Source organism: Streptomyces sulphureus DSM 40104 (genome assembly GCF_000381025.1).
Lineage (GTDB): Bacteria > Actinomycetota > Actinomycetes > Streptomycetales > Streptomycetaceae > Streptomyces > Streptomyces sulphureus.
The window spans coordinates 732,639-754,195 of record NZ_KB905815.1; the positions used below are offsets into that span (position 1 = coordinate 732,639).

The window sequence follows — 21,557 nt, forward strand, 5'->3', positions numbered from 1 at the left end:
GGTACCCGCGGAGGAGGCGGTCCCGCGCTGCCGGGCCTACCGTCGGCACATGCCGCAACTTCCGCCCGAGGAGACGGTGTTGGCCCGCGAGCGGCGCCGTATCGCAGCCGGCGCCCGGCTGTTCGCGACGGCACTGACGGTGCCGTCGCCCGAGTCCGCCCCGCTCGCGGGAGCGGCACGCGGTCGGCTGCGGTGGTTGCAGCAGCTCGTGCCGCTGGCGTTCGTCGCGGTGCTGCTGCCGGTCACCGTAGAGGTCCTCACCCATAGCTACGGCCTCACCGGCGGTGTCTCGGGTGCGCTCGCGGTGGCCCAGACGGCGCCGCTGCTCCTGGTCGCGAGCCGGCCGCTCACCGCCTGGTGGCTGGTCTTCGCCGCCGACCTCGCGGGCGCTCTCGCCGTGCTCGGCGCCCCGGCCGCCGAGCGGCCCTGGCCGTGGACGCCGATGGTGATCATCGGCTACCTGCTGCTCTGCCTGGGGCTCGGCTTGCGGGAACGCCGGAGCACGGTCGTCGCCGTGTGGGCCGTGACGTCAGTGGTCTCGCTGGCGTCTGGACTCGTTGCGCAGGAGCGGAGCGAGGGGACCAACGTGCTGCTCGTCGTGCTCAGCGGCGTCGCACTGTTCGTGGGTGTCGCGCTGCGGGAACGCGCCGAGGCACGCAGGAAGTTGGCCGAGCAGCAGACGATCAGCGAGGCCGAGCGGGCGGGGCGGACGCTGCTGGAGGAGCGGACGAGGATCGCCCGCGAGCTCCACGACGTCGTGGCCCACCACATGTCGGTGATCACGGTGCAGGCCGACAGCGCCCCCTACCGCCTGTCCGACGTGCCCCGCGAAGCGGAGCAGGAGTTCGCCTCGATCGCCGCCGCCGCGCGCGAGGCGCTCGCGGAGATGCGCCGTCTGCTGGGGGTGCTGCGCAGCGAGGAAACGCGCAGCGAGCGGGTGCCGCAGCCGGGGTTGGAGCGGCTGCCGCAGCTCGTCGAGGCGACCGTGAGGGGCGGGGTGCCGGTGGAGCACTCCGACGCGTCCACGCGCCGGCTGCCGCAGGCGGTCTCGCTCTCGGCGTACCGGATCGTGCAGGAGGCGCTCGCCAACGTCGTGCGCCATGCGCCGGGCGCGCGCACCCGCGTCGACATCGGCGAGGAAGCGGGCCGGCTCAACGTGCTGGTGGTGAACGAACCCTCGCCGCACCCCGAGAGCGCGCCCCTGGAGAGCGCGGGCACCGGGCACGGCCTCGTGGGCATGCGGGAGCGCGTCCGGCTGCTCGGGGGCGCGGTCGAGGCGTCGCCGCGGCCCGACGGCGGTTTCCTCGTCGCCGCGTGGCTCCCCCTCGCCGGCACCGAGGCCCCTATGGCGAAGGACACGAAAGCGTGAGCACCGTGACGGAACCGGTACGCGTCCTGATCGTCGACGACCAGGCGATGGTCCGTGCGGGGTTCGCCGCGCTCCTCGCCGCGCAGGCCGACATCGACGTCGTCGGGGAGGCGGAGGACGGCGCCCAAGGCGTCGAGGTGTGCCGCCGCACCCGGCCGGACGTCGTCCTCATGGATGTGCGGATGCCGGTCATGGACGGGCTGGAGGCGACGGGCCAACTCCTCGGCGCCGCACAGGGCGACCGGTCTCCGAAGGTGCTGATGCTCACCACCTTCGACGTCGACGACTACGTGTACGAGGCGCTGCGCGCCGGGGCGAGCGGCTTCCTGCTCAAGGACGCGCCGCCGAGCGACCTCATCGCCGCGGTACGTGTCGTCGCCGCGGGCGAGGCGCTTCTCGCGCCCTCGGTGACGCGGCGGCTGATCGAGGAGTTCGCGCGGCAGCGTCCCCGTAAGAGCCGCTCGGCACCGCGGCTGAGGGAGCTCACCGCGCGTGAGCGGGAGGTGCTCGCGCTGGTGGCGCGCGGGCGCTCGAACACCGAGATCGCGAACGGGCTGCACCTCGCCGAGCAGACGGTGAAGACCCATGTCAGCCGCATCCTCATGAAACTGCGGCTGCGGGACCGGGCGCAGGCCGTCGTCTTCGCCTACGAGTCGGGCCTCGTCTCCCCCGGCGAGGAGTGACCACCATCCCCTACTCCCGTATCCCCCGGGAGGAGACTCCGGTGTGACGCGCTCGCCGTGACCACCCCCGCAGGCTTCCCCACGACAGGCAGCCGGAGCCTCCGGCAGCCGCCGAGGGGGTACGCAGTGGAGCGCAGGGCAGCAGGGAAGCGGCGTCGTCGGGGTGCCGCGCTACTCGCGGCGGTCGCCGTGCTCGGTACGGCCGGCTGGGCCGCGGGGGCGGAGGAGCAACCGGTGACGGCTCCCCCGCCGGGCTCGGCCGCCTGGCGGGCCGACACCGCGGACGGAAAGCACCCGCCCTCCCCCGGTGCCGAACCCGCCGACGTGGCCGCCTACTTCGCCCGCCTCCGGGACGGCGGAGCCCGCCTCGTCCACCGCCACCCGCTCGTCGCGGGCAACCTCGACGGCGCACCGCCCCGGCTCCGCTACCGCGCCAACCGCATGGCGCTGCGCGCCGAACGCGCACGCCAACACGCCCGCGCGAAGGAGAACGACCGTGCGCCGACCGAGCGCACAAAGGCGCGCGAACGAGCCGCCCACTACGGTCGACTCGGCACCGCAGGACGGCAGATCCTCGCCTTCGACCCCCGCGGCAGAGGCCAGGTCGCCGAGGTACTCGGCGACCTCGGCAGGGCCGACCGCGTCGCAGTGCTGGTACCGGGCGCCGACACCGACCTCGCGCGCCTGGAGGGACACGGCGCCGACCGGTACGCCCGACCACTGGGCGCCGCTGAGGCGCTCCGCGCCGAGATGCGGCGCGCGGCCCCCGGCGTGCGGACCGCGGTCGTGGCATGGGTCGGCTACACCACACCGTCGGGGCTCGGCCCGGACGCCGCAACGGGCCGTCTCGCCGAGGCGGGCGCCCCGCGGCTGACGCGGTTCCTGGACGGGCTGGCTGCCGCCGGCGCACCGGCTGACGCGGTCTTCTGCCACAGCTACGGTTCCGTCGTCTGCGGGCTCGCCGCGCACGGCACCGACGCGTTCCGGGACCTCGTCGTCTACGGCTCCCCCGGCGTACGCGCCGACACCGCAGGCGAGTTGGGGAGCGCCCGGTTGTGGGTGGCGAGGAGCAGGGGCGACTGGATCGGGCGGGTGCCGCACGTCGACGTCGGCGGCCTCGGACACGGAGCCGATCCCACGGACAGGGGGTTCGGGGCCCGCGTCGTGGACACCTCGGGTGCCGAGGGGCACGCCGGGTACCTCGTGCCGGGTACGGCGTCGCTGCGGAACTTCGCGTCGATCGCGCTGGGCAGGTACACGGACGTCACCTGTGAGAGCGGGTGCCGCCATGGCTGACGTACGCGCCGCACTCGCGCACGTCGAGGCGGCCACCCCGCCCGGCCGCGACCGGGCCCTGGACGGGCTGCGCGCGCTGGCGCTCTGCTCCGTCCCCGCGGGCCACTGGCTCCTCGGCGGCTTCGTCAGGGAAGCCGACGGCGCGCTCAGCAACGCGAGCCCGCTGGGGACGTACGACTTCCTCGCACCGTTGAGCTGGGGCCTCCAACTCCTCGGCGTCTTCTTCCTCGTGGGCGGATACGCGTCGGCGCTCTCTCTGCGCCGGTGCCGCGACCGCGGCGAGACCGTCGCCGAGTGGCTGAGCTCCCGGCTGCTGCGGCTGGGGCGTCCTGTACTGGGGGTCGCGGCAGTGTGGGCGGCGCTGGTGCCGGTGCTCTCCTGGCTCGGGGTGCCGGGCACGACGCTGCGGACGGCGGCCGTGCTCGTGGTGCAGCCGCTCTGGTTCGTCGGGGTCTACGCCGCGGTGACCGCGCTCACCCCCTGGTGCTTGCGGGCCGCGCGGAGGTACGGGGTGTGGAGCGCCGTCGTGCTGTGCCTGCCGGTCGCGGCCGTCGACGCCGTGCGGTACGGGCCGTGGGCCGAGGCGGCTCCGGAGTGGCTGGGGCTGCTCAACCTCCTCCCCGGCTGGCTCTTCGGCTACCAACTCGGCGTCGTGTGGCGGGAGCGGGGGCTCGACGGGCGGGCCTGCGCGGGGCTCGTCGCAGGGGGCGGGGTGCTCTTCGCGGTGCTGCTGTGGCGGTTCGACTACCCCGCCTCGATGGTGGGCGTCCCGGGGCAGCAGCGGACCAACTCGCATCCGCCTTCGCTGCTCGTCCCAGCGCTCGCCGCGGTGCAGGGCGGGCTTGCGGTGCTGCTCCGTGCGCCTCTCGGGCGGCTCCTCGCGCGGCCCGCCCTGTGGGCGCCGACGGCCGTGCTCAACCTCGCCGCGATGACGGTGCTCTGCTGGCACCAGTCGGCGCTGCTGGCACTTGCCCTTCCCGGTGCGGCGTTCGGGGCCGTCCCGGGGCTCACCGAAGCGCCGTGCACGCCGGGTTGGGTACTCGCACGCCTCGCGTGGCTCCCGGTGCTCGTGTGCACGCTGGTGGTACTCGGTCGCCTCACCCACCGGTTCGAGCCCCCGTGGCGCGGCACCGGGCGCGCGCGCAAGGCGATGGCAGGGGCGCTCGCCGTCGCGTTCGCGCTCTACGCCTTTGCCGTGGTGTGACGGCCGCAACTCCCCGGCGGCAACGGCCTCATCAGTGCGACTCGGCGACGGCCGCCGCGTGGGCGCTCACCTTGCACTCCAGCACCTCGAGCGCGCCCTGGAGCTCCGCGATCCGCCCCCGCACGTCCTCTCTCGCGGCGACGAGGAACTCCAGCCGCTCACCGACCGTGTGGTCGCCCTCGCGCACCAGCTCCGCGTACCGCACCATCTCGGCGACCGGCATCCCCGTCAGCCGCAGCTTGCCCACGAGGGAGAGCCAGTCCAAGTCGCGGTTGGTGAACCGGCGTTGCCCGGTGTGCGAGCGCTCCACCTCGCCGAGCAGCCCGATCCGCTCGTACCAACGCAGCGTGTGGGCGCTGAGCCCGCTGAGCGACACCACCTCGCTGATCGTGTAGCGGTCCCGCCCGTCCGGCCGCGGGTGCGCGCCGGGCACGGGGGTTCCGCAGCCGCCCGCGTCGACGTCCTGCACATGCCTCTCCCGTACCTTCATGCCGAAACCGTACGGAGCTCGAGTGCACTCCAAGCAAGGGCGCCGGAACCGGCGGCGGGCGCCGGGACTAGGCTCGACCGCATGGAGAGCCTGCGCATGATCGACGACTGGCCCGTACCGGCAGCGGCAGCCGCGGTGGTCCGCGCCGACGGCACCGTGGCCGGCAGCCGCGGCCCGGCCGAGCAGCCGTTCCGCCTCGCCTCGGTGACGAAACCGCTCGCCGCGTACGCCGCGCTCGTCGCGCTGGAGGAGGGCGCCGTCGAGCTCGACGAGCCGGCGGGGCCCGAGGGTTCGACCGTGCGCCATCTCCTCGCGCACACCTCGGGACTCGCCTTCGACGAGCCGCGGACGATGGCGGCCCCCGGCACCAGGCGCCTGTACTCCAACACCGGCTTCGAGGCCCTCGGGGACCACCTCGCCGAGGCGACCGAGATCCCGTTCTCCGCCTACCTCAGGGAGGCCGTGCTCGAACCCCTCGGCATGGCGGGCACCGAACTCCCCGGCTCCCCCGCGAAGGACGGCGTCTCCACACTCGCCGACCTGACACGCTTCGCCGCCGAACTCCAGTCACCCACCCTCGTCGACCGCTCCACCCTCGACGCGGCGACGCAGGTCGTATACCCCGGACTCAGCGGCGTGCTCCCCGGCTACGGCCACCAGAAGCCCAACGACTGGGGGCTCGGCTTCGAGATCCGGGACGCCAAGTCCCCGCACTGGACCGGCTCGGAGAGCTCGCCACGCACCTTCGGACACTTCGGGCAGCGCGGCAGCTTCCTGTGGGTCGACCCGGAGGCGCAGGCCGGCTGCGTCGCCCTCGCCGACCGCCAGTTCGGGCCGTGGGCGATCGAGGCGTGGCCACCGTTCACCGACGCGGTTCTCGCGGAGCTCCGCGCAGGCTGAGCCCTCACCCGTACCGCGGCTCCGCGCTCATCTCCCAGGCGAGGAGCTCGGCGCCCTCCCCCGCAGCCCGTGCGGTGAGCCGCTCGGCGCCCGCGATCCTCGCCGCGTCACCGGTGCGCAGCAGCTCCCCGTCGAGCTCGGCCGCCCCTCGTACCACGTGGACGTAGAGCCACTCGGCGTCGGGGAGCTCGGTGGGCTCGCCCGGCGCCAACCGGCGTACGTGGAGCACCGCTTCGGTGCGCGGGAGGGCGAAGGGGGTCGCGTCCGCGATCCCGCGCACCACCTCGTACTCCGGCTCCGTCCCGAACGCCCCCGGTACCACCCACATCTGCAGGAACCGCAGCACGCCCTCGCCCGCGTTCCGCTCGACGTGCCGCACCCCGCTTCCCGCACCGAGCCGCTGCACGTCGCCAGGGCGTACGACGGTGGCGTTGCCGGCCGAGTCGAGGTGCTCCAGCTCGCCGTCGACGACCCAGGTGACGATCTCCACGTCGCGGTGCGGATGTTCGGCGAAGCCGGCGCCCGGCGCGAGCGTCTCCTCGTTGCAGGCGACGAGGAGGCCGAAGTTGACGTTCTCCGGGTCGTAGAAGCCGGAGAACGAGAAGGCGTGCGCGGTCGAGACGCCGTCCGCGTGCGCGCCCCCCTGGTAGCGGTGCTCAGCCCGCCAGACTCGGGTCGACTGCGTCATATGTCCACCGTAGTCCGCCCCAGCGCCCGCCCTCCCCGCGGGATGAGGCAGGCTTGGGGCGTGCCCGAACCCACAGACGATCCGCAGGAGCCGGACCCGCAGCCGCACCCGCACAAGGCGACGCTGCGCCGGCTCGAACACTCCTCGGGGAAGCTCGCCGCCGCCGCGATCGCGCGCATGGACGAGCAACTCCCGTGGTACCGCGCCATGCCTCCGGAGAACCGCTCCTGGATCGGGCTGGTCGCGCAGGCGGGTATCGCCGCCTTCACCGAGTGGTTCCGGCACCCCGAGACGCCGCAGGCGATCAGCACCGACGTCTTCGGCACCGCCCCCCGCGAGCTGACCCGCGCGATCACCCTGCGCCAGACCGTCGAGATGGTGCGGACCACGATCGAGGTCGTCGAGGCCGCGATCGACGAGGTGGCGGCGCCGGGCGACGAGTCGGTGCTCCGCGAGGCGCTCCTCGTCTACGCCCGCGAAATCGCCTTCGCGACCGCGCAGGTCTACGCGCAGGCCGCCGAGGCGCGCGGCGCCTGGGACGCCCGTCTGGAATCGCTCGTCGTCAACGCGGTGCTCTCCGGCGAGGCCGACGAGGGGGCCATCTCCCGTGCGGCCGCGCTCGGTTGGGGCTCGCCCGAGCACGTCGTCGTCGTCCTCGGCAGCGCGCCCGACGGGGACAGCGCGCTCACCGTCGAGGCGATCCGCCGTGCCGCGCGGCACGCCAAGCTGCAGGTCCTCACCGGCGTCCTCGGCAGCCGGCTCGTCGTGATCGCCGGCGGCTCCGACGACCCGCTCCGCGCCGCGAAGTCGCTGATCGGGCCCTACGCGGCGGGGCCCGTCGTCGCCGGGCCCGTCGTCAACGACCTGCTCTCCGCGACGCGTTCGGCGCAGGCGGCGACGGCCGGACTCAAGGCGTGCGCCGCGTGGCCGGACGCGCCCCGGCCCGTCCTCGCGGACGACCTCCTCCCGGAGCGCGCGATGGCGGGCGACCCCGCCGCGCGCGACCTACTGGTGGAGGAGATCTACAGACCGCTGGAGCAGGCCGGTTCGGCGCTGCTGGAGACACTCAGCGTTTACCTGGAGCAGGCGAGCAGCCTGGAGGGCGCGGCACGGATGCTCTTCGTCCACCCCAACACCGTCCGCTACCGGCTGCGACGTGTGACGGACGTCACCGGATGGTCCCCTTCCGACGTCCGCTCAGCGTTCACGCTGCGTATCGCGCTCGTCCTCGGGCGGCTGGCAGATTTCGAAGGACCGGCGTAGGGCGGCACCCTTCTTTTGTGGAAGGGGCACAATTACCCTCCACGTTCTTCGTATCGGTCCCCACCGGCGGGGACCGCCGTTCCCAAGAGAGAGTTGAGAGCGTGCTCGTACTCGTCGCTCCCGGCCAAGGCGCCCAGAAGCCTGGCTTCCTGTCCCCCTGGCTCGAACTCCCCGGCGTGGCCGACCGACTCAGACAGTGGTCGGACGCCATAGGACTCGACCTCGTCCACTACGGCACCGAGGCCGACGCCGAAGAGATCCGTGACACCGCCGTCGCGCAGCCGCTCCTCGTCGCCTCCGCACTGATCTCCGCCGAGGCGCTGCTGGACGGCGGCGCCCCCGCCGAACGGCTCGGCGCGACCGCGGGTCACAGCGTCGGCGAACTCGCCGCCGCCGCCCTCGCCGGCGTCTTCCCCGCCGAGACCGCGCTGCGCCTCGTCCGGCGGCGCGGTGCGGCGATGGCCGACGCCGCAGCCGTCACCGAGACGGGCATGTCCGCCGTCCTCGGCGGCGATCCCGAGGACGTCACCGCACACCTCGACAAGCTCGGCCTCACCCCGGCGAACAGGAACGGCGGCGGGCAGATCGTCGCGGCAGGCACCGCCGAACAGCTCGCGGCGCTCGCCGAGGAGAAGCCCGAGAAGGCGCGGGTCACGCCGCTGAAGGTCGCCGGCGCCTTCCACACCCACCACATGGAGCCGGCCGTCGCCACCATGGCGCAGGCCGCCACCGAGGTCGAGCCGCTCGACCCGACGCTTCCGTACGTCTCCAACCTGGAGGGCGCGGTCGTCGACTCCGGCGAGGAGGTGCTCCGCCGTCTCGTCAACCAGATCTCGGCGCCCGTCCGTTGGGATTTGTGCATGGAGACCTTCGCAGAACTCGGCGCCGACGCCATGGTCGAGGTCTGCCCCGGCGGCACCCTCACGGGGCTCGCGAAGCGCGGGCTGCCCGGCGTCCGCACCGCCGCCCTCAAGACCCCGGACGACCTCGACGCGGCACGTCAACTCCTCGCCGAGTCCGCCCCCTCCGGAGAGTGACGGCGAGGATGCCGTCCCACTCCCGCACCCCGCGCCCTGCGCAGCCGGCAGGCCCGTACGGCTCGGTCCGCCTGCGCCATGAGGACACCAAGGAGCTCCGAGAAGCATGACCGCGAAGATCAAGCCCGCTAAGGGCGCTCCGTACGCGCGCATCCTCGGCGTCGGCGGCTACCGGCCGACCCGCGTCGTGCCCAACGAGGAGATCCTCAAGCACATCGACTCCTCCGACGAGTGGATTCGCTCCCGCTCCGGCATCGCCACCCGGCACTGGGCAGGGCCCGACGAGACCGTCGCCGAGATGAGCCTGGAGGCGTCCGGCAAGGCCGTCGCCGACGCCGGCATATCGCCGGACCAGATCAACGCCGTCGTCATCTCGACCGTCTCGCACTTCAAGCAGACGCCCTCGATCGCCACCGAGATCGCGGACCGCCTGGGCGCGGGCAGGGCCGCGGCCTTCGACATCAACGCGGGCTGCGCCGGCTTCGGTTACGGCCTCACCCTCGCCAAGGGCATGGTCACGGAGGGGAGCGCGGAGCACGTCCTCGTACTCGGCACCGAGCGCCTCTCCGACCTCACCGACCTCACCGACCGCTCCACCGCTTTCCTCTTCGGCGACGGCGCGGGCGCCGTGGTCGTCGGCCCGTCGGAGGAGCCCGGCATCGGCCCCTCGATCTGGGGCTCGGAGGGCGACAAGCGGGACGTGATCGCGCAGACGGTACCCTGGGACGCCTACCGCGACGGCGAGGTGGAGAAGTTCCCCGCCATCCGCCAGGAGGGCCAGACGGTCTTCCGCTGGGCGGTCTTCGAGATGGCCAAGGTCGCCCAGGAAGCGCTCGACGCGGCCGGGGTCGGCCCGGAGGACCTCGACGTCTTCATTCCGCACCAGGCCAACTTGCGGATCGTGGACTCGATGGTGAAGACCCTCCGGCTGCCGGAGAGCGTCGCGGTCGCCCGCGACGTGGAGTCGACGGGCAACACCTCGGCCGCCTCCATCCCGCTCGCGATGGAGCGGATGCTGGCGACCGGACAGGCGAAGAGCGGGGACACCGCGCTCGTCATTGGGTTCGGGGCGGGTCTCGTGTACGCAGCGACGGTCGTTACCCTCCCCTAGTCAAGATCCCGCAGACCCGCACGAAGAGGTCGGGGCTGCGGAACTCACAGCACACACCGAAGGAGCGCCGCCATGGCCGCCACGCAGGAAGAGATCGTCTCGGGCCTCGCCGAGATCGTCAACGAGATCGCCGGCATCCCGGCGGAGGACGTCGAGCTCGACAAGTCCTTCACCGACGACCTGGACGTGGACTCGCTGTCCATGGTCGAGGTGGTCGTCGCCGCCGAGGAGAAGTTCAACGTGAAGATCCCGGACGACGACGTCAAGAACCTCAAGACCGTCAAGGACGCGGCCGACTACATCCTCGCGCACCAGGGCTGAAGCCCGCGGCGCTCGGCAGGCCGTTGACGCGTTTGTCGCCACCCGGTCTCCGGGTGGCTCAAACGAAACACCCTCTACCAGTGGAGACAGAATCCAGTGAACGCGACCAACCGCACCGTGGTCGTCACCGGTCTCGGCGCAACCACACCGCTGGGTGGCGACAGCGCATCGACGTGGGAGGGGCTCAAGGCGGGCCGCTCCGGTGTCCGTCCGCTCCAGGAGGAGTGGGCGGCGGACCTGCCCGTCCGCATCGCCGCCCGCGCCGCCGTCGACCCCGGCGAGATCTTCCCTCGCGCTCAGGCCAGGCGCCTCGACCGCTCGGCGCAGTTCGCGCTGATCGCGGCGCGTGAGGCATGGGCGAACGCCGGGTTCGAGGGCAAGGCGGGAGAGGGGAGCACGGTCAACCCGGACCGCCTCGGCGCGGTGATCGCCTCCGGCATCGGCGGCGTCACGACGCTGCTCGACCAGTACGACGCGCTGAAGGAGAAGGGCGCACGCCGCGTCTCCCCGCACACCGTGCCCATGATGATGCCGAACGGCCCCTCGGCCAACGTCGGCCTCGAGGTCAACGCACGGGCCGGAGTCCACACGCCGGTGAGCGCCTGCGCCTCCGGCTCCGAGGCGATCGGCTACGCGGTCGAGATGATCCGCACCGGCCGCGCCGACATCGTCGTCGCCGGCGGCACCGAGGCGGCGATCCACCCGCTGCCGATCGCGGCCTTCGCCAACATGATGGCGATGACCAAGGACAACGACAATCCGCAGGGCGCCTCCCGTCCGTGGGACACCGAGCGCAACGGCTTCGTCCTCGGCGAGGGAGCCGGTGTCATCGTGCTCGAGTCGGCCGAGCACGCGGCTGCCCGCGGCGCCCGCGTCTACGTGGAGGCCGTCGGCCAGGGCCTCTCCGCCGACAGCCACGACATCGTGCAGCCCGAACCGACCGGCAACGGCATCGCGTTCGCGCTCCAGCACCTCCTCGACTCCACCGACCTCTCCCCCCGGGACGTGGTGCACGTCAACGCGCACGCCACCTCCACCCCGCTGGGCGACGTCGCCGAACTCACGGCGCTGCGCAAGGTCTTCGGGGACGACGCCGACCACATCGCCGTCTCCGGCACCAAGTCGATGACCGGGCATCTGCTCGGCGGCGCGGGAGGCGTCGAGACGATCGCCACGATCCTCGCGCTCCACCACCGCACGGCACCCCCGACGATCAACATCCGCAACCTCGACCCCGAGGTGTGCGTCGACGTCGTGCGCGACGAGTCGCGGGAGCTGCCCGAGGGGCGGATCGCGGCGCTCAACGACTCCTTCGGGTTCGGGGGGCACAACGTCGTGACGGCCTTTCGGACGGTCTGAGCCCGTCTCGCTCGCCGACGTGGGCGGGGCCTTCCCCGGGGAAGGCCCCGCCCACGTGCGTGCGGTCAGCTCCGGCGCCGCTCCTCGAAGCCGGCGAGGAAGGAAGCGGCCGCGTCCTCCGCGCCGTGCCCCAACTCCTCCGCGCGACGCAGCCGTTCGGCCCCCGCGGGCGCGAGGTCGAGGCGGACGCCGGCGCGCTCCGCCTCCTGCGCGATGAGCGTCGCGTCCTTGCGCGCGCCCGAGAGGGGGAAGCTCGCCGTGTAGTCGCCGTTGATGATGTGCGCCGCCTTGGTGCGGAGGTAGGGGGAGTCGAGGGGGCCGCCCTGCACCGCGTCGAGGAAAGCGGAGGGGTCGACGCCGAGCCCCTCGGCGAGGGCGAGCGTCTCGGCCGTCCCGTTGATGAGCGTCAGCACCCAGTTGTTGAGGACGAGCTTGAGCCGGCTGGCGCTCCCCGGCTCGGTGTCGAGCCAGACCGTCCTGCTGCCGATGGCGTCGAGGACGGGTCCGGCCTTGTCGCGCGCCGCCGTCGAACCCGAGGCGAGGACGGTGAGTCGGCCCGCCTCGGCCGGAGCCTTGGTACCGAGCACCGGGCTGTCGAGGAACTCCAGGCCGTGCTCCCGCGCGAACGCGGCGAGCGGAGCCGTGCCCTCCGGGCCGACGGTGCTCGCCTGGAGCCAGGCGGTGCCCTCGCTCAGTCCGTCGAGCGCCTCGTGCATCGTGCGGAGCACGGAGGCGGAGTCGAAGAGCGACGTCAGCACGGTGTCGGCGCCGCGCACCGCGTCGGCGGGCTCCGAGCAGAAGACGGCGCCCTCCCCCGCGAGGGCCTCGGCCTTGGCCGGAGTGCGGTTCCAGACGCGGACGTGCAGCCCGGCGGCGAGGAGGTTGCGGGCCATGGCCGCGCCCATGGTGCCGGTTCCGAGTACGGCTGCCGATGTGGTCTCAGACATGGTTGAAACCCTAGCCCCGCACCGCGTACACGGGCGTGCGACGAGCCGCGGGCGCCCGGCGCCGCGCCGCTCAGACCACCTGGTGCAGCCACCTCACGGGAGCGCCCTCGCCCGCGTGCCGGAACGGTTCGAGCTCGTCGTCCCAGGGTTTGCCGAGGAGGCGGTCGATCTCCTTGCGCAGCTCGCTCTCGCCGTGCGCGGAGCGCGCGACCGCGGCGCGCAGGCGGTCCTCGGGGATGAGGATGTCGCCGTGCATGCCGGTGACGGCGTGGTAGATGCCGAGCTCCGGAGTGGAGCTGTACCGCTCGCCCTCGGCGGAGCGGCAGGGCTCGGCCGTGACCTCGAAGCGGAGAAGGTGCCAGCCGCGGAGCGCCGAGGCGAGCTTGGACGCGGTTCCCGGGTCTCCCTGCCAGGAGAGTTCGGAGCGCCAAGTGCCGGGCGAGGCGGGCTGTCTGATCCAGTCGAGACTGACGCGGGCACCGAGGACTCCGGCCACCGCCCACTCGACGTGCGGGCAGAGCGCGCGTGGCGCGGAATGCACGTACAGAACTCCACGTGTCGTCGTCACCGGGACCTCCAGTGCGGTCCGAGGGTCGCCGTCCCCGGCGCCTCGCCTACCAACCCGGTCAAGCGCGGGTACGGCGCCTGACATTGTGTACCGACGGTCACCTCACCCAGCTCCCGCGGCCACGAACAGTAAACACTACGGCGGTCGATTCTCCTCGAATAGGACAGCATGTGGGGCCGCGTACGGCGGGCCTCCGGGGCGGACGCTGCGACACCCGCCACCACCTGGGCAAAGTTACCTCGCCGCAGCCACCGCGCGGTGACGTACGGTCGGTTGTGCACCGGAGCGCCACACCTCGGACACCCGGCCGCCTCCGCGCGGCCGACAGAGCACAGCGCCGGGACGGGAGCCAGATGACGCACGACGACGGGGACGCACAGCGCCCACCAGGCGGGCGACGGCGGGGAGTTGGGGCCCGCGGGGTCGCCGTCGGCGCGTTCGCGGCGGTGCTCGCCGCGGGGCTGGCACTCGCCGCGGTCCACGGGGGCTCGGACTCCGGTGGCAGCAGCGCGGAGAACCCGCGCACGGATTCTTCCGCACGCCCCTCCGGTTCGCCGTCGCCCACGTCCGAAACGGAATGGAACCGCGCGCCCGAGTCGCTCGCCGCCGTCGGGGACTCCATCACCCGCGGGTTCGACGCCTGTTCGCTCCTGGCCGACTGCCCCTCCGCCTCCTGGGCGACCGGCACCGACCGCTCCGTCGACAGCCTCGCCTCCCGCCTCCTGGAGAGGCCGAAGGCGCACAGCTCCAACCACGCGGTGAGCGGCTCGCGGATGGCCGACCTGCCGCAGCAGATGCGCAGGGCCGCGACGCACGACCCCGACCTCGTCACCGTCATGACCGGTGCCAACGACGCCTGCCGGCAGACGACGGCGCAGATGACGCCGGTCGCCGAGTTCCGCGAGTCCTTCCGGGAGGCCCTCCGCACGCTCCGCGCCGACCAGCCGAAGGCGCAGGTGTACGTCGCCAGCGTGCCCGACCTCCTGCGGCTCTGGGAGCAGGGGCGGGACAACCCGACGAGCGTGCGGGTGTGGGGGCTCGGCATCTGCCAGTCGATGCTCAAGGACCCGCAGTCCGACCGTCCCGTCGACGACGAGCGCCGCCAGGAGGTGCGCAAGCGGGTCGTGGCGTACAACGGCGCGCTCCGCGAGGTCTGCGCCGCCGACGCGCGGTGCAGGTACGACGAGGGCGCCGTCTTCGCCTTCCGCTTCAGCGCCGGCGAACTCAGCAGTTGGGACTGGTTCCACCCCAGCCGCCAGGGCCAGCAGCGCCTCGCCGACCTCGCGTACCGCCAGATCACGGCGGAAGAAGGCGCCGGTTCCGACTGACCCCGTCATCTTCGCACCCGCCCCTTCACCGGACGGAGTGACGTCCAGTACCGCTGCCGAGCAGCGAACTTCCCCTGTGCACAAGGGAGTTCGTCGGCGCCCTGGCATCTGTTTCCGGCGGCCCACCCATTGACGCTGGTGCCGGGCGTCCTTAAATTCACTTCCGTATTTCGAACGGCGATCGATATACCGAACACCTCGTACGAGAGCCACGCCGGCTCCCCGCCGGACGGCAGGCACCGCCTGGCGCCCGGACGCCCAAGGCACCGCCAGGCACTGACCGAAGGGGCAAAACCGTGCGCATCACCGGCCTCAGCACCCACGTCGTCGGCACCCCGTGGCGCAACCTGACCTACGTCGTCGTCCACACCGACGAGGGCCTCACCGGCGTCGGCGAGACGCGCATGCTCGGGCACACCGACGCGCTCGTCGGCTACCTGCGGGAGGCCGAGGCCAACCACGTCGTCGGCTCCGACCCGTTCGCCGTCGCCGACCTCGTGCAGCGGATGAAGTACGGGGACTTCGGACGGGCCGGGGAGATCGTGATGTCCGGCATCGCCTGTGTGGAGATGGCGTGTTGGGACATCAAGGGCAAGGCGCTCGGCGTCCCCGTCTGGCAGTTGCTCGGCGGGCAGGTGCGCGAGCGCGTCAAGGCGTACGCCAACGGCTGGTACACCACCGAGCGCACCCCCGAGGCGTACCACGAGGCCGCACGCGGCGTCGTCGAGGCCGGCTACCGCGCCCTGAAGATCGACCCGTTCGGAAACGGCAGGCTGGAGCTGGACACCGAGGCGACGCGGTACGCCGTCTCGCTCATCGAGGCCGTCCGCGACGCGATCGGCCCGGACACCGAGCTGATGCTGGAGATGCACGGAAGGTTCAGCCCCGCGACCGCCGTGCGCCTCGCCCGTGAGCTGGCGCCGTTCCGGCCGGCCTGGCTGGAGGAGCCGGTGCCGCCGGAGAACCTGAAGGCGCTCGCGAAGGTCGCCGAGAAGGTGGACCAGCCGATCGCCACCGGCGAGCGGATACACGACCGGATCGAGTTCCGCGAGCTCTTCGAGTCCCAGGCCGCCGACATCGTCCAGCCCGACGTCGGCCACCTCGGCGGCATCCTGGAGACGCGCCACCTCGCCGCCACCGCCGACACGCACCACATGCTCCTCGCACCGCACAACGTCGGCGGCTCCGTACTCACCGCCGCCTCCCTCCAGCTCGGCTTCTCCACCCCCAACTTCAAGGTGCTGGAGCACTTCAACGACTTCGCGGACGCCGAGATCAAACATGTCGTCAAGGGCGCCCCCGAGGTCGTCGACGGGTACTTCGCGCTTCCCGAGTCCCCCGGCCTCGGCGTCGAGCTCGACACCGAGGCGGCGGCCGAACTCCCGCAGCAGCGCGCGCACTTCGACCTCTGGGCCGAGGGCTGGGAGCGCCGCGCGCCGAAGAGCTGAGCCGTGCCCCACCGGCCGCAGAAGGAGACACCTTGAGCCAAGGCACCGCCCGTCGGGTACGCGCCGTCGTCGTCGACGCACCCGGCGCCCACCGTGTCGTCAGCGGCCCGCCGCCGCCACCCGGCCCCGGCGAGGTGCGCGTAGCGGTGCACGCCGCGGGGGTGTGCGCCAGCGACCGCGAGGTCTGGCAGGGCACCCGCGCCGAAGGGTACGTCCGCTATCCGGTGGTCCCGGGGCACGAGTGGGCCGGGACGGTGGAGGCCGTCGGCGAAGGCGTAGACCCCGCGCTGCTCCAACGCCGCACCGTTGCCGAGGGGTTCCGCGCCTGCCGAAGGTGCACCCGGTGCCGCGAGGGCGCGACCAGCCTGTGCGCGGGCGGCTACGACGAGACGGGGTTCACCCGCCCCGGCGGCTTCGCCGACACCCTCGTCGTCCCCGCCGACCTGCTCCACCTCCTCCCCGACGACGCCGATCTGCGCGCGGCCGCGCTCCTCGAGCCGGCAGCCGTCGCCGCCGCGGCCGTCCTCGCGGGCGCACCGCAGCCCGGAGAGCGGATAGCGGTGCTCGGCGCGGGCACACTGGGGCAGTTGGCCGTCCGGCTCCTCGCCGCCTCCTCCCCCGCCGAGCTCCTCGCCGTCGACCCGCGCCCCGCAGCGAGGGAGCGCGCGCGCTCCATGGGCGCGACCGTCGAGTGCGCCGACTCCCCCACCGACGAACCCGGTTGGGACCTGGTCGTGGAGGCGGCGGGAGCGCGCTCCACCGCGAGGGACGCGTGCCTGCTCGCACGGCGCGGCGGCCGCGTCGTCCTCACGGGGATGTTCGCCGACGGCGCCGAGGGCATCGACCCCGTCCACCTCTCGGTGAGCCAGCTCACCGTCCGCTCGGTCTTCGGCGCCTCTTCGGCGGCGTGGAGCCACGCCGTACGCGCCTTCTCCACGGGGGTTCTGCCGCCGCCGGCGGTCGCCTCCCTGATCACGCACGAGCTGCCGTTCACCGAGTTCCCCGCGGCGATGGCGCTCGTCGGGGAGGGCGGCACCGGCAAGGTGCTGCTCAGACCCGACTGACAGGACCCTCCCCCGGAACAGTCCCTTCCAACACCTGGAGCACCGTGCGTACTTCACCGGGTACCGCTTCCGCGCCCGCCGCACCCCCGCGCACCCCTGCGGGTGCCGCGCTCGCCTCGCTCGGCGTCCCCGTCCCCACCCCGTCGCCCGAGGACACGTCGCGGCACGCCTTCCCCGACGGCGGGCGCTGGCGCACCGAGGTGCCCTCCGTCGAGGGGCCCGAGGCGCTGGAGACGGTGGTGCGCGAGGCGGAGCGCCTCGACGTGCCGCTGCACCGCATCAGCCAGGGCAGCGGGGTGTGGATGCTCACCGACGCGGAGATCTCCGAGATGGTCTCGGTCTGCGCCGAACGCCGCATCGAGCTCTGCCTCTTCACAGGACCGCGCGGCACCTGGGACACCGGTGCGTCCACGCGCACCGACTCCGGCGGAGCCGGCCTCCGCGCCCGCGGGCAGGACGCGGTCGCCGGCTGCGTCGAGGACGCGCTGCGCGCCGCCGAGCTCGGCGTGCGGTGCCTGCTCGTCGCCGACGAAGGGGTGCTCTGGCTGCTCCACCGGCTGCGCGCGGCAGGGCGGTTGCCCGCGGAGACGACGCTGAAAGTCTCCGCGCTCATCGGCCCCGTCAACCCGGCGTCCTACGCGGTCTACGAGCGCCTCGGCGCCGACTCGCTCAACGTCCCCTCCGACCTGACGCTCCAACACCTGACGGAGATACGCCGGTCGAGTCCCGCCCCGCTCGACCTCTATCTGGAGGCCCCCGACGACCTCGGCGGCTACGTCCGCATGTACGAGGCCGCCGAGCTGATCCGCCGCGCAGCACCGCTCTACCTCAAGTTCGGCCTCAGCAAGGCCCCCGGCATCTACCCCTACGGCGCCCACCTGCGCGAGACCACCCTCGCCACTGCCCGCGAGCGCGTACGCCGCGGCCGTCTCGCACTGGACCTCCTGGAGCGGCTCGGCGCGGCGGACGGGATGTCGCCGCTCGGCTCCCGTCTCCCCGGCGAGCTGTCCCGCTTCCCGGTGCCGGAAGGCTGAGCCTGCGGGGCCCCGAGGCGGGGCCCCGCATCCGACGAGCCCGGCTCAGCGCGCGAGGCGGACGACCATCTTCCCGGTGTTTTCGCCGCGCAGCATGCCGAGGAAGGCGTCGACGCCGTTCTCGATGCCGTCCACGAAGGTCTCGTCGTAGACGAGTTCGCCGGACCGAATCCAGGCCGGCACCTCGTCGAGGAACCGGGGCCTGAGCGCCTCGTGGTCCTGGACGAGCATGCCCTGGAGGCGGATGCGCTTCTTGATGAGCTGGGCGAGGTTGCGCGGCGCCGGCTGCGCCTCGGTCGCGTTGTACTGCGAGATCATGCCGCAGATCGCCGCACGCCCGTGGACGTTGAAGGAGCGCAGCGCCGCCTCCAGATGGTCGCCACCCACGTTGTCGAAGTAGACGTCGATCCCGTCGGGCGCCGCCGCCTTCAACTGCTCGGCAACCGGCGCCGACTTGTAGTTGAACGCCTCGGTGAAGCCGTACCGCCCGGTGAGCTTGGCGACCTTCTCGTCGCTCCCCGCACTGCCGATCACCCGCGAGGCGCCCTTGATCCTGGCGATCTGCCCCACGATGCTGCCGACCGCGCCCGCGGCCCCCGAGACGAAGACCGCGTCGCCCGGCTGGAAGGAGGCGACCTCCAACAGTCCTGCGTAGGCGGTGAGTCCGGGCATCCCCAGCACTCCGAGGTAGGCGGTGAGCGGCGCAGCGTCCGCCGAGATCTTCCCCGCGCGCTCGGCGGGCAGGGTGGCGTACTCGCGCCAACCGAGACCGTGCACCACGTGGTCGCCGGGTGCGTACCCCTCGGCGCGGGAGGCGAGGACCTCTCCGACGGCGCCGCCGTCCATGGGCCGGTCGAGCTGGAAGGGCGGGGCGTAGGACTTCACGTCGTCCATCCGGCCACGCATGTACGGGTCGACGGAGAACGCGAGGTTCCGTACGAGGACCTGCCCCTCCTCGGGCTCGGCGACGGGCTCCTCGCGCAGCGCGAAGTCGTCCGGTTCGGGCCAGCCCCTGGGTCGCGCGGTCAACTGCCAGTTGCGACCTGTCGCCGGGATCGTCTCGGACGACGCCATGGGGGAACACCTCCGCAAGCGGTTACTTCAGAACGTGAAGCAACAATGCGTGGAAGAATTTCACGTTGTCAAACAACTTGTGCTGCTGGCTACCCTGTACGGCATGGCAGTCCCCCATCCCGCACCGGCCTCGCGGCCCGCGCCCCTCGACGAGCTGAGTCTGGAGGTCGTCGAACTCGTCGGCGCCGTCGTCGCGCGCTACCACGAGGAGTACGAACGGGCCGCCGCCGAGCACGCGTTGACCGGCGCGCAGGCGCGGCTGCTGGCCCTGCTCGCACGCGGGCCGATGCCGATGCGGCGGATCGCCGAGCATCTCAAGTGCGAGCCGTCGAACGTCACGGGCATAGTCGACCGGCTGGAGAGCCGCGGCCTCGTCGAGCGCCGCGCGGACCCCGGCGACCGCCGGGTCAAGATCGCCTTCGCCACCGAGCAGGGCGAAGCGACGGCGCAGAGCCTCCGCGGCGGCCTGGAGTTCGCCCGCGAGCCCCTCGCGGAACTCGCCCCCGAGGAGCGCACCCACCTCCGCGACCTGCTGCGCCGCATACTCGGCGCCGGAGCGGTCGAATGAGCATCCGACCCGCGCCGCACACAGGGCGGTTCACCCCGCGAACGGCACCCCGGCCAGTCCCTCCCCGACTCCGGGCAGTACCAGCAACGACCCGGCGAGCGGCCTGACCGCCGGGTGATCGCCGCCGCGCGCCGTGGTGACGTAGAGGTCGCGCAGGTCGGGGCCGCCGAAGGCGCACGCCGTCGGACGCGCCGCGGGGATCGTCCAGGCACCGTCGAGTGCGCCGCGGGGCGTGTAGCGGCGGACGGCGGCACCGTCCCAGAGCGCCACCCAGACGCAGCCCACCGCGTCGACGGCGAGGCCGTCCGGGTAACCCGCGCCCTCCTCGATCTCCACGAGCGTGCGCCGCTCACCGAGTCGGACGCCGGAGGCGTCGACCTCGGGGCGGTAGACGTCGATCCGGCGCGTGGGGGTGTCGATGTGATAGAGCAGGGTGCCGTCGGGGCTCCAGCCGAGCCCGTTGCTGACGGTGACCTCGGGCAGGAGCACCTGCACGCTGCCGTCGCCGGTGTGGCGGCTGAGCGTGCCGCCGCCCCCGGCCTCGTCGTAGCGCATGGTGCCCGCCCACAGTGAGCCGTCGGGCGCGACGGCGGCGTCGTTGGCCCGGCGGCCCGGGACGGGCTCCCGGCTGAGCCAGGAGAAGGCCCCGTCCTCGTCGTAACGCCCCACGCCGTCCCGGAGGTTGACGACGAGCCCGCCGCCGGCCCGCGGCTTCGCCGCTCCCACGTGCTGCCCCGCGTCGAGGACGCTGCGCCTCCCACTCCCCGGTGCCCAGGTGTGGACGCGGGAGGAGAGGATGTCGACCCACACGAGCCGGGACCTCGCCGCATCCCAGGTGGGCCCCTCGCCGAGCCTCGCAGCCGCGTGGACCGCGACCTCGGGTGCTGTCGCTCTCGCTGCCATCGCCCTCACATCCGCCTCTCGCGCCGTGTGTGACCGAGCCGTTCGGAGAGTTCGCCCGCGCCCCGCCGCACGAGTGCCTCCAGCTCCACCCGTCGCTCCCTCGCGAACCGCACGACCGGCACCGAGACGCTCAGCGCGGCGACGACCCGCCCCGCCGCGTCCCGCACCGGCGCCGCCACGCAGCCCACGTCCCGGTTGGACTCCTGCCATTCCACCGCCACACCCCGCTCCGCAGCCTCGCGCAACGCCCCGCGCAGCGCCTCGGGTTCGGCGAGCGAGTACGGCGTCATCGCGCGCAGCGGTCCGGCCTCGGCGAGCCTTCCCTCCAACTCGTCCGGCGGGAGCGAGGCGAGGAGCATCTTGCCGACTGCCGTGCAGTGCGCCGGCAGCCTGCGCCCCGCCGCCGAGACCATGCGGACCGTACGGGTGCTGTCGGCCTTGGCGATGTAGATGACGTCGAGCCCTTCGAGGACGGCGACGTGCACCGTCTCCTCGCACTCCTCCGCGACGGCCCGGGCCACGGACTGCCCCTCGGAGGCGAGGTCCATCTGCTCGGCGTACCTGCTGCCCAACTGGTAGGCGCGGACCCCGAGGCGGTAGCGGGTCGGCTGCTCGGGGAGCGGCGCGAGGAAGTTGCGGGCGGCGAGCGTGGTGACGAGCTCGTGGACGGTGGTGCGCGGCAGTTGGAGGCGGCGGGTGATCTCGGGGGCGCTGAGGGTGCCGTCCCCTTCGAGGAAGAGTTCGAGGATGTCGAGCGCCCTCGTGACCGCGGGCACCAGCCGTCCCATGCCCGCCACCCCCTCTGCGCCCCGCTTGTTCGAGGACCCGAAAACCGATCGATATACCGATCAGACCCTACTGCGGCAGGCATCGGGCGGCAACGCCCCCGGCCCCGAACTCCC

At 73.1% G+C, this 21,557-nt stretch carries 22 protein-coding genes; 15 read left to right on the forward strand and 7 right to left on the reverse strand.

Features of this window, described 5'->3' with window-relative positions; translation table 11 throughout:
* The first annotated feature begins 49 nt into the window (after window positions 1-49).
* From F603_RS0111265 to F603_RS0111280, 4 genes are all read left to right on the forward strand, one after another.
* Window positions 50-1,369 carry a sensor histidine kinase gene (locus F603_RS0111265; RefSeq protein ID WP_019546117.1) on the forward strand — a complete coding sequence of 440 codons (1,320 nt, stop codon included), beginning with the start codon at window positions 50-52 and terminating at the stop codon, window positions 1,367-1,369.
* On the forward strand, window positions 1,366-2,052 hold the full coding sequence (locus F603_RS0111270; protein WP_019546118.1) for a response regulator: 687 nt from the start codon (window positions 1,366-1,368) through the stop codon (window positions 2,050-2,052). Before F603_RS0111265 ends, F603_RS0111270 begins: the two co-directional genes overlap by 4 nt.
* A gap of 126 nt (window positions 2,053-2,178) precedes the next feature.
* Window positions 2,179-3,348 (forward strand): alpha/beta hydrolase, encoded by a 1,170-nt coding sequence (locus F603_RS0111275; protein WP_026328325.1) that lies wholly within the window; start codon window positions 2,179-2,181, stop codon window positions 3,346-3,348.
* On the forward strand, window positions 3,341-4,552 hold the full coding sequence (locus tag F603_RS0111280; protein ID WP_019546120.1) for an acyltransferase family protein: 1,212 nt from the start codon (window positions 3,341-3,343) through the stop codon (window positions 4,550-4,552). Before F603_RS0111275 ends, F603_RS0111280 begins: the two co-directional genes overlap by 8 nt.
* Window positions 4,553-4,583: 31 nt before the next feature.
* Here the strand turns inward: F603_RS0111280 and F603_RS0111285 are convergent, their stop codons facing one another.
* Window positions 4,584-5,042 (reverse strand): MerR family transcriptional regulator, encoded by a 459-nt coding sequence (locus tag F603_RS0111285; RefSeq protein ID WP_051096170.1) that lies wholly within the window; start codon window positions 5,040-5,042, stop codon window positions 4,584-4,586.
* Between the two features lie 81 nt (window positions 5,043-5,123).
* On the opposite strand from F603_RS0111285, the gene F603_RS0111290 reads away from it, so the two are divergent.
* Complete coding sequence (locus tag F603_RS0111290) at window positions 5,124-5,942, forward strand: serine hydrolase domain-containing protein (RefSeq protein WP_019546122.1); 819 nt, start codon at window positions 5,124-5,126, stop codon at window positions 5,940-5,942.
* A gap of 4 nt (window positions 5,943-5,946) precedes the next feature.
* Here the strand turns inward: F603_RS0111290 and F603_RS0111295 are convergent, their stop codons facing one another.
* Window positions 5,947-6,630, reverse strand: coding sequence for a pirin family protein (locus tag F603_RS0111295; protein ID WP_019546123.1), 684 nt, complete (start codon window positions 6,628-6,630; stop codon window positions 5,947-5,949).
* Between the two features lie 60 nt (window positions 6,631-6,690).
* On the opposite strand from F603_RS0111295, the gene F603_RS0111300 reads away from it, so the two are divergent.
* From F603_RS0111300 to F603_RS0111320, 5 genes are all read left to right on the forward strand, one after another.
* Complete coding sequence (locus F603_RS0111300; RefSeq protein WP_019546124.1) at window positions 6,691-7,893, forward strand: PucR family transcriptional regulator; 1,203 nt, start codon at window positions 6,691-6,693, stop codon at window positions 7,891-7,893.
* Between the two features lie 101 nt (window positions 7,894-7,994).
* Entirely contained in the window at window positions 7,995-8,930 is a 936-nt protein-coding gene (locus tag F603_RS0111305) for an ACP S-malonyltransferase (RefSeq protein WP_019546125.1), read from the forward strand.
* A gap of 106 nt (window positions 8,931-9,036) precedes the next feature.
* Window positions 9,037-10,041, forward strand: a complete 1,005-nt coding sequence (locus F603_RS0111310; protein ID WP_019546126.1) for a ketoacyl-ACP synthase III — start codon at window positions 9,037-9,039, stop codon at window positions 10,039-10,041.
* Between the two features lie 72 nt (window positions 10,042-10,113).
* Window positions 10,114-10,362: an acyl carrier protein gene (locus tag F603_RS0111315; protein WP_016906637.1), complete on the forward strand. Its 249-nt coding sequence runs from the start codon at window positions 10,114-10,116 to the stop codon at window positions 10,360-10,362.
* Between the two features lie 96 nt (window positions 10,363-10,458).
* Entirely contained in the window at window positions 10,459-11,721 is a 1,263-nt protein-coding gene (locus tag F603_RS0111320; RefSeq protein WP_019546127.1) for a beta-ketoacyl-[acyl-carrier-protein] synthase family protein, read from the forward strand.
* Window positions 11,722-11,786: 65 nt separating this feature from the next.
* Here the strand turns inward: F603_RS0111320 and F603_RS0111325 are convergent, their stop codons facing one another.
* Both F603_RS0111325 and F603_RS0111330 read right to left on the reverse strand, forming a co-directional pair.
* Window positions 11,787-12,668 carry an NAD(P)-dependent oxidoreductase gene (locus F603_RS0111325; RefSeq protein ID WP_078503631.1) on the reverse strand — a complete coding sequence of 294 codons (882 nt, stop codon included), beginning with the start codon at window positions 12,666-12,668 and terminating at the stop codon, window positions 11,787-11,789.
* 70 nt (window positions 12,669-12,738) lie between these two features.
* On the reverse strand, window positions 12,739-13,236 hold the full coding sequence (locus F603_RS0111330) for a DUF3145 domain-containing protein (RefSeq protein WP_245600746.1): 498 nt from the start codon (window positions 13,234-13,236) through the stop codon (window positions 12,739-12,741).
* 353 nt (window positions 13,237-13,589) lie between these two features.
* Between F603_RS0111330 and F603_RS0111335 the strand changes: the two genes are divergently transcribed.
* The 4 genes from F603_RS0111335 (at window position 13,590) to F603_RS0111350 (ending at window position 18,110) form a co-directional block, all read left to right on the forward strand.
* Window positions 13,590-14,564, forward strand: a complete 975-nt coding sequence (locus F603_RS0111335; RefSeq protein WP_019546130.1) for an SGNH/GDSL hydrolase family protein — start codon at window positions 13,590-13,592, stop codon at window positions 14,562-14,564.
* A gap of 296 nt (window positions 14,565-14,860) precedes the next feature.
* Window positions 14,861-16,012, forward strand: a complete 1,152-nt coding sequence (locus tag F603_RS0111340; RefSeq protein ID WP_019546131.1) for a mandelate racemase/muconate lactonizing enzyme family protein — start codon at window positions 14,861-14,863, stop codon at window positions 16,010-16,012.
* 32 nt (window positions 16,013-16,044) lie between these two features.
* Complete coding sequence (locus F603_RS0111345; RefSeq protein WP_019546132.1) at window positions 16,045-17,076, forward strand: zinc-dependent alcohol dehydrogenase; 1,032 nt, start codon at window positions 16,045-16,047, stop codon at window positions 17,074-17,076.
* A 44-nt stretch (window positions 17,077-17,120) separates the two neighbouring features.
* The gene (locus F603_RS0111350) at window positions 17,121-18,110 is read left to right on the forward strand and encodes a hypothetical protein (RefSeq protein ID WP_019546133.1); all 990 of its coding nucleotides are present in this window, start codon (window positions 17,121-17,123) and stop codon (window positions 18,108-18,110) included.
* A gap of 45 nt (window positions 18,111-18,155) precedes the next feature.
* On the opposite strand, the gene F603_RS0111355 is transcribed toward F603_RS0111350, so the two are convergent.
* A complete protein-coding gene (locus tag F603_RS0111355; protein WP_019546134.1) occupies window positions 18,156-19,184 on the reverse strand; it encodes an NADP-dependent oxidoreductase in 1,029 nt (342 codons plus the stop codon).
* Window positions 19,185-19,287: 103 nt separating this feature from the next.
* Here F603_RS0111355 and F603_RS0111360 point away from each other — a divergent pair, with 103 nt between their 5' ends.
* The gene (locus F603_RS0111360) at window positions 19,288-19,752 is read left to right on the forward strand and encodes a MarR family winged helix-turn-helix transcriptional regulator (protein WP_026328326.1); all 465 of its coding nucleotides are present in this window, start codon (window positions 19,288-19,290) and stop codon (window positions 19,750-19,752) included.
* Window positions 19,753-19,782: 30 nt separating this feature from the next.
* Here the strand turns inward: F603_RS0111360 and F603_RS0111365 are convergent, their stop codons facing one another.
* Together F603_RS0111365 and F603_RS0111370 are read right to left on the reverse strand one after the other, a co-directional pair.
* Window positions 19,783-20,655, reverse strand: coding sequence for an SMP-30/gluconolactonase/LRE family protein (locus F603_RS0111365; RefSeq protein ID WP_019546136.1), 873 nt, complete (start codon window positions 20,653-20,655; stop codon window positions 19,783-19,785).
* A gap of 5 nt (window positions 20,656-20,660) precedes the next feature.
* A complete protein-coding gene (locus F603_RS0111370; RefSeq protein WP_019546137.1) occupies window positions 20,661-21,443 on the reverse strand; it encodes an IclR family transcriptional regulator in 783 nt (260 codons plus the stop codon).
* Window positions 21,444-21,557: the final 114 nt, after the last annotated feature.

Coding starts and splice junctions, on each gene's coding strand:
- F603_RS0111315 (WP_016906637.1), top strand. CDS start 10,114: ATGGCCGCCACGCAGGAAGAGATCGTCTCGGGCCTCGCCGAGATCGTC.
- F603_RS0111370 (WP_019546137.1), bottom strand. CDS start 21,443: ATGGGACGGCTGGTGCCCGCGGTCACGAGGGCGCTCGACATCCTCGAA.
- F603_RS0111355 (WP_019546134.1), bottom strand. CDS start 19,184: ATGGCGTCGTCCGAGACGATCCCGGCGACAGGTCGCAACTGGCAGTTG.
- F603_RS0111335 (WP_019546130.1), top strand. CDS start 13,590: ATGACGCACGACGACGGGGACGCACAGCGCCCACCAGGCGGGCGACGG.
- F603_RS0111365 (WP_019546136.1), bottom strand. CDS start 20,655: ATGGCAGCGAGAGCGACAGCACCCGAGGTCGCGGTCCACGCGGCTGCG.
- F603_RS0111325 (WP_078503631.1), bottom strand. CDS start 12,668: ATGTCTGAGACCACATCGGCAGCCGTACTCGGAACCGGCACCATGGGC.
- F603_RS0111285 (WP_051096170.1), bottom strand. CDS start 5,042: ATGAAGGTACGGGAGAGGCATGTGCAGGACGTCGACGCGGGCGGCTGC.
- F603_RS0111310 (WP_019546126.1), top strand. CDS start 9,037: ATGACCGCGAAGATCAAGCCCGCTAAGGGCGCTCCGTACGCGCGCATC.
- F603_RS0111280 (WP_019546120.1), top strand. CDS start 3,341: ATGGCTGACGTACGCGCCGCACTCGCGCACGTCGAGGCGGCCACCCCG.
- F603_RS0111265 (WP_019546117.1), top strand. CDS start 50: ATGCCGCAACTTCCGCCCGAGGAGACGGTGTTGGCCCGCGAGCGGCGC.
- F603_RS0111360 (WP_026328326.1), top strand. CDS start 19,288: ATGGCAGTCCCCCATCCCGCACCGGCCTCGCGGCCCGCGCCCCTCGAC.
- F603_RS0111290 (WP_019546122.1), top strand. CDS start 5,124: ATGGAGAGCCTGCGCATGATCGACGACTGGCCCGTACCGGCAGCGGCA.
- F603_RS0111295 (WP_019546123.1), bottom strand. CDS start 6,630: ATGACGCAGTCGACCCGAGTCTGGCGGGCTGAGCACCGCTACCAGGGG.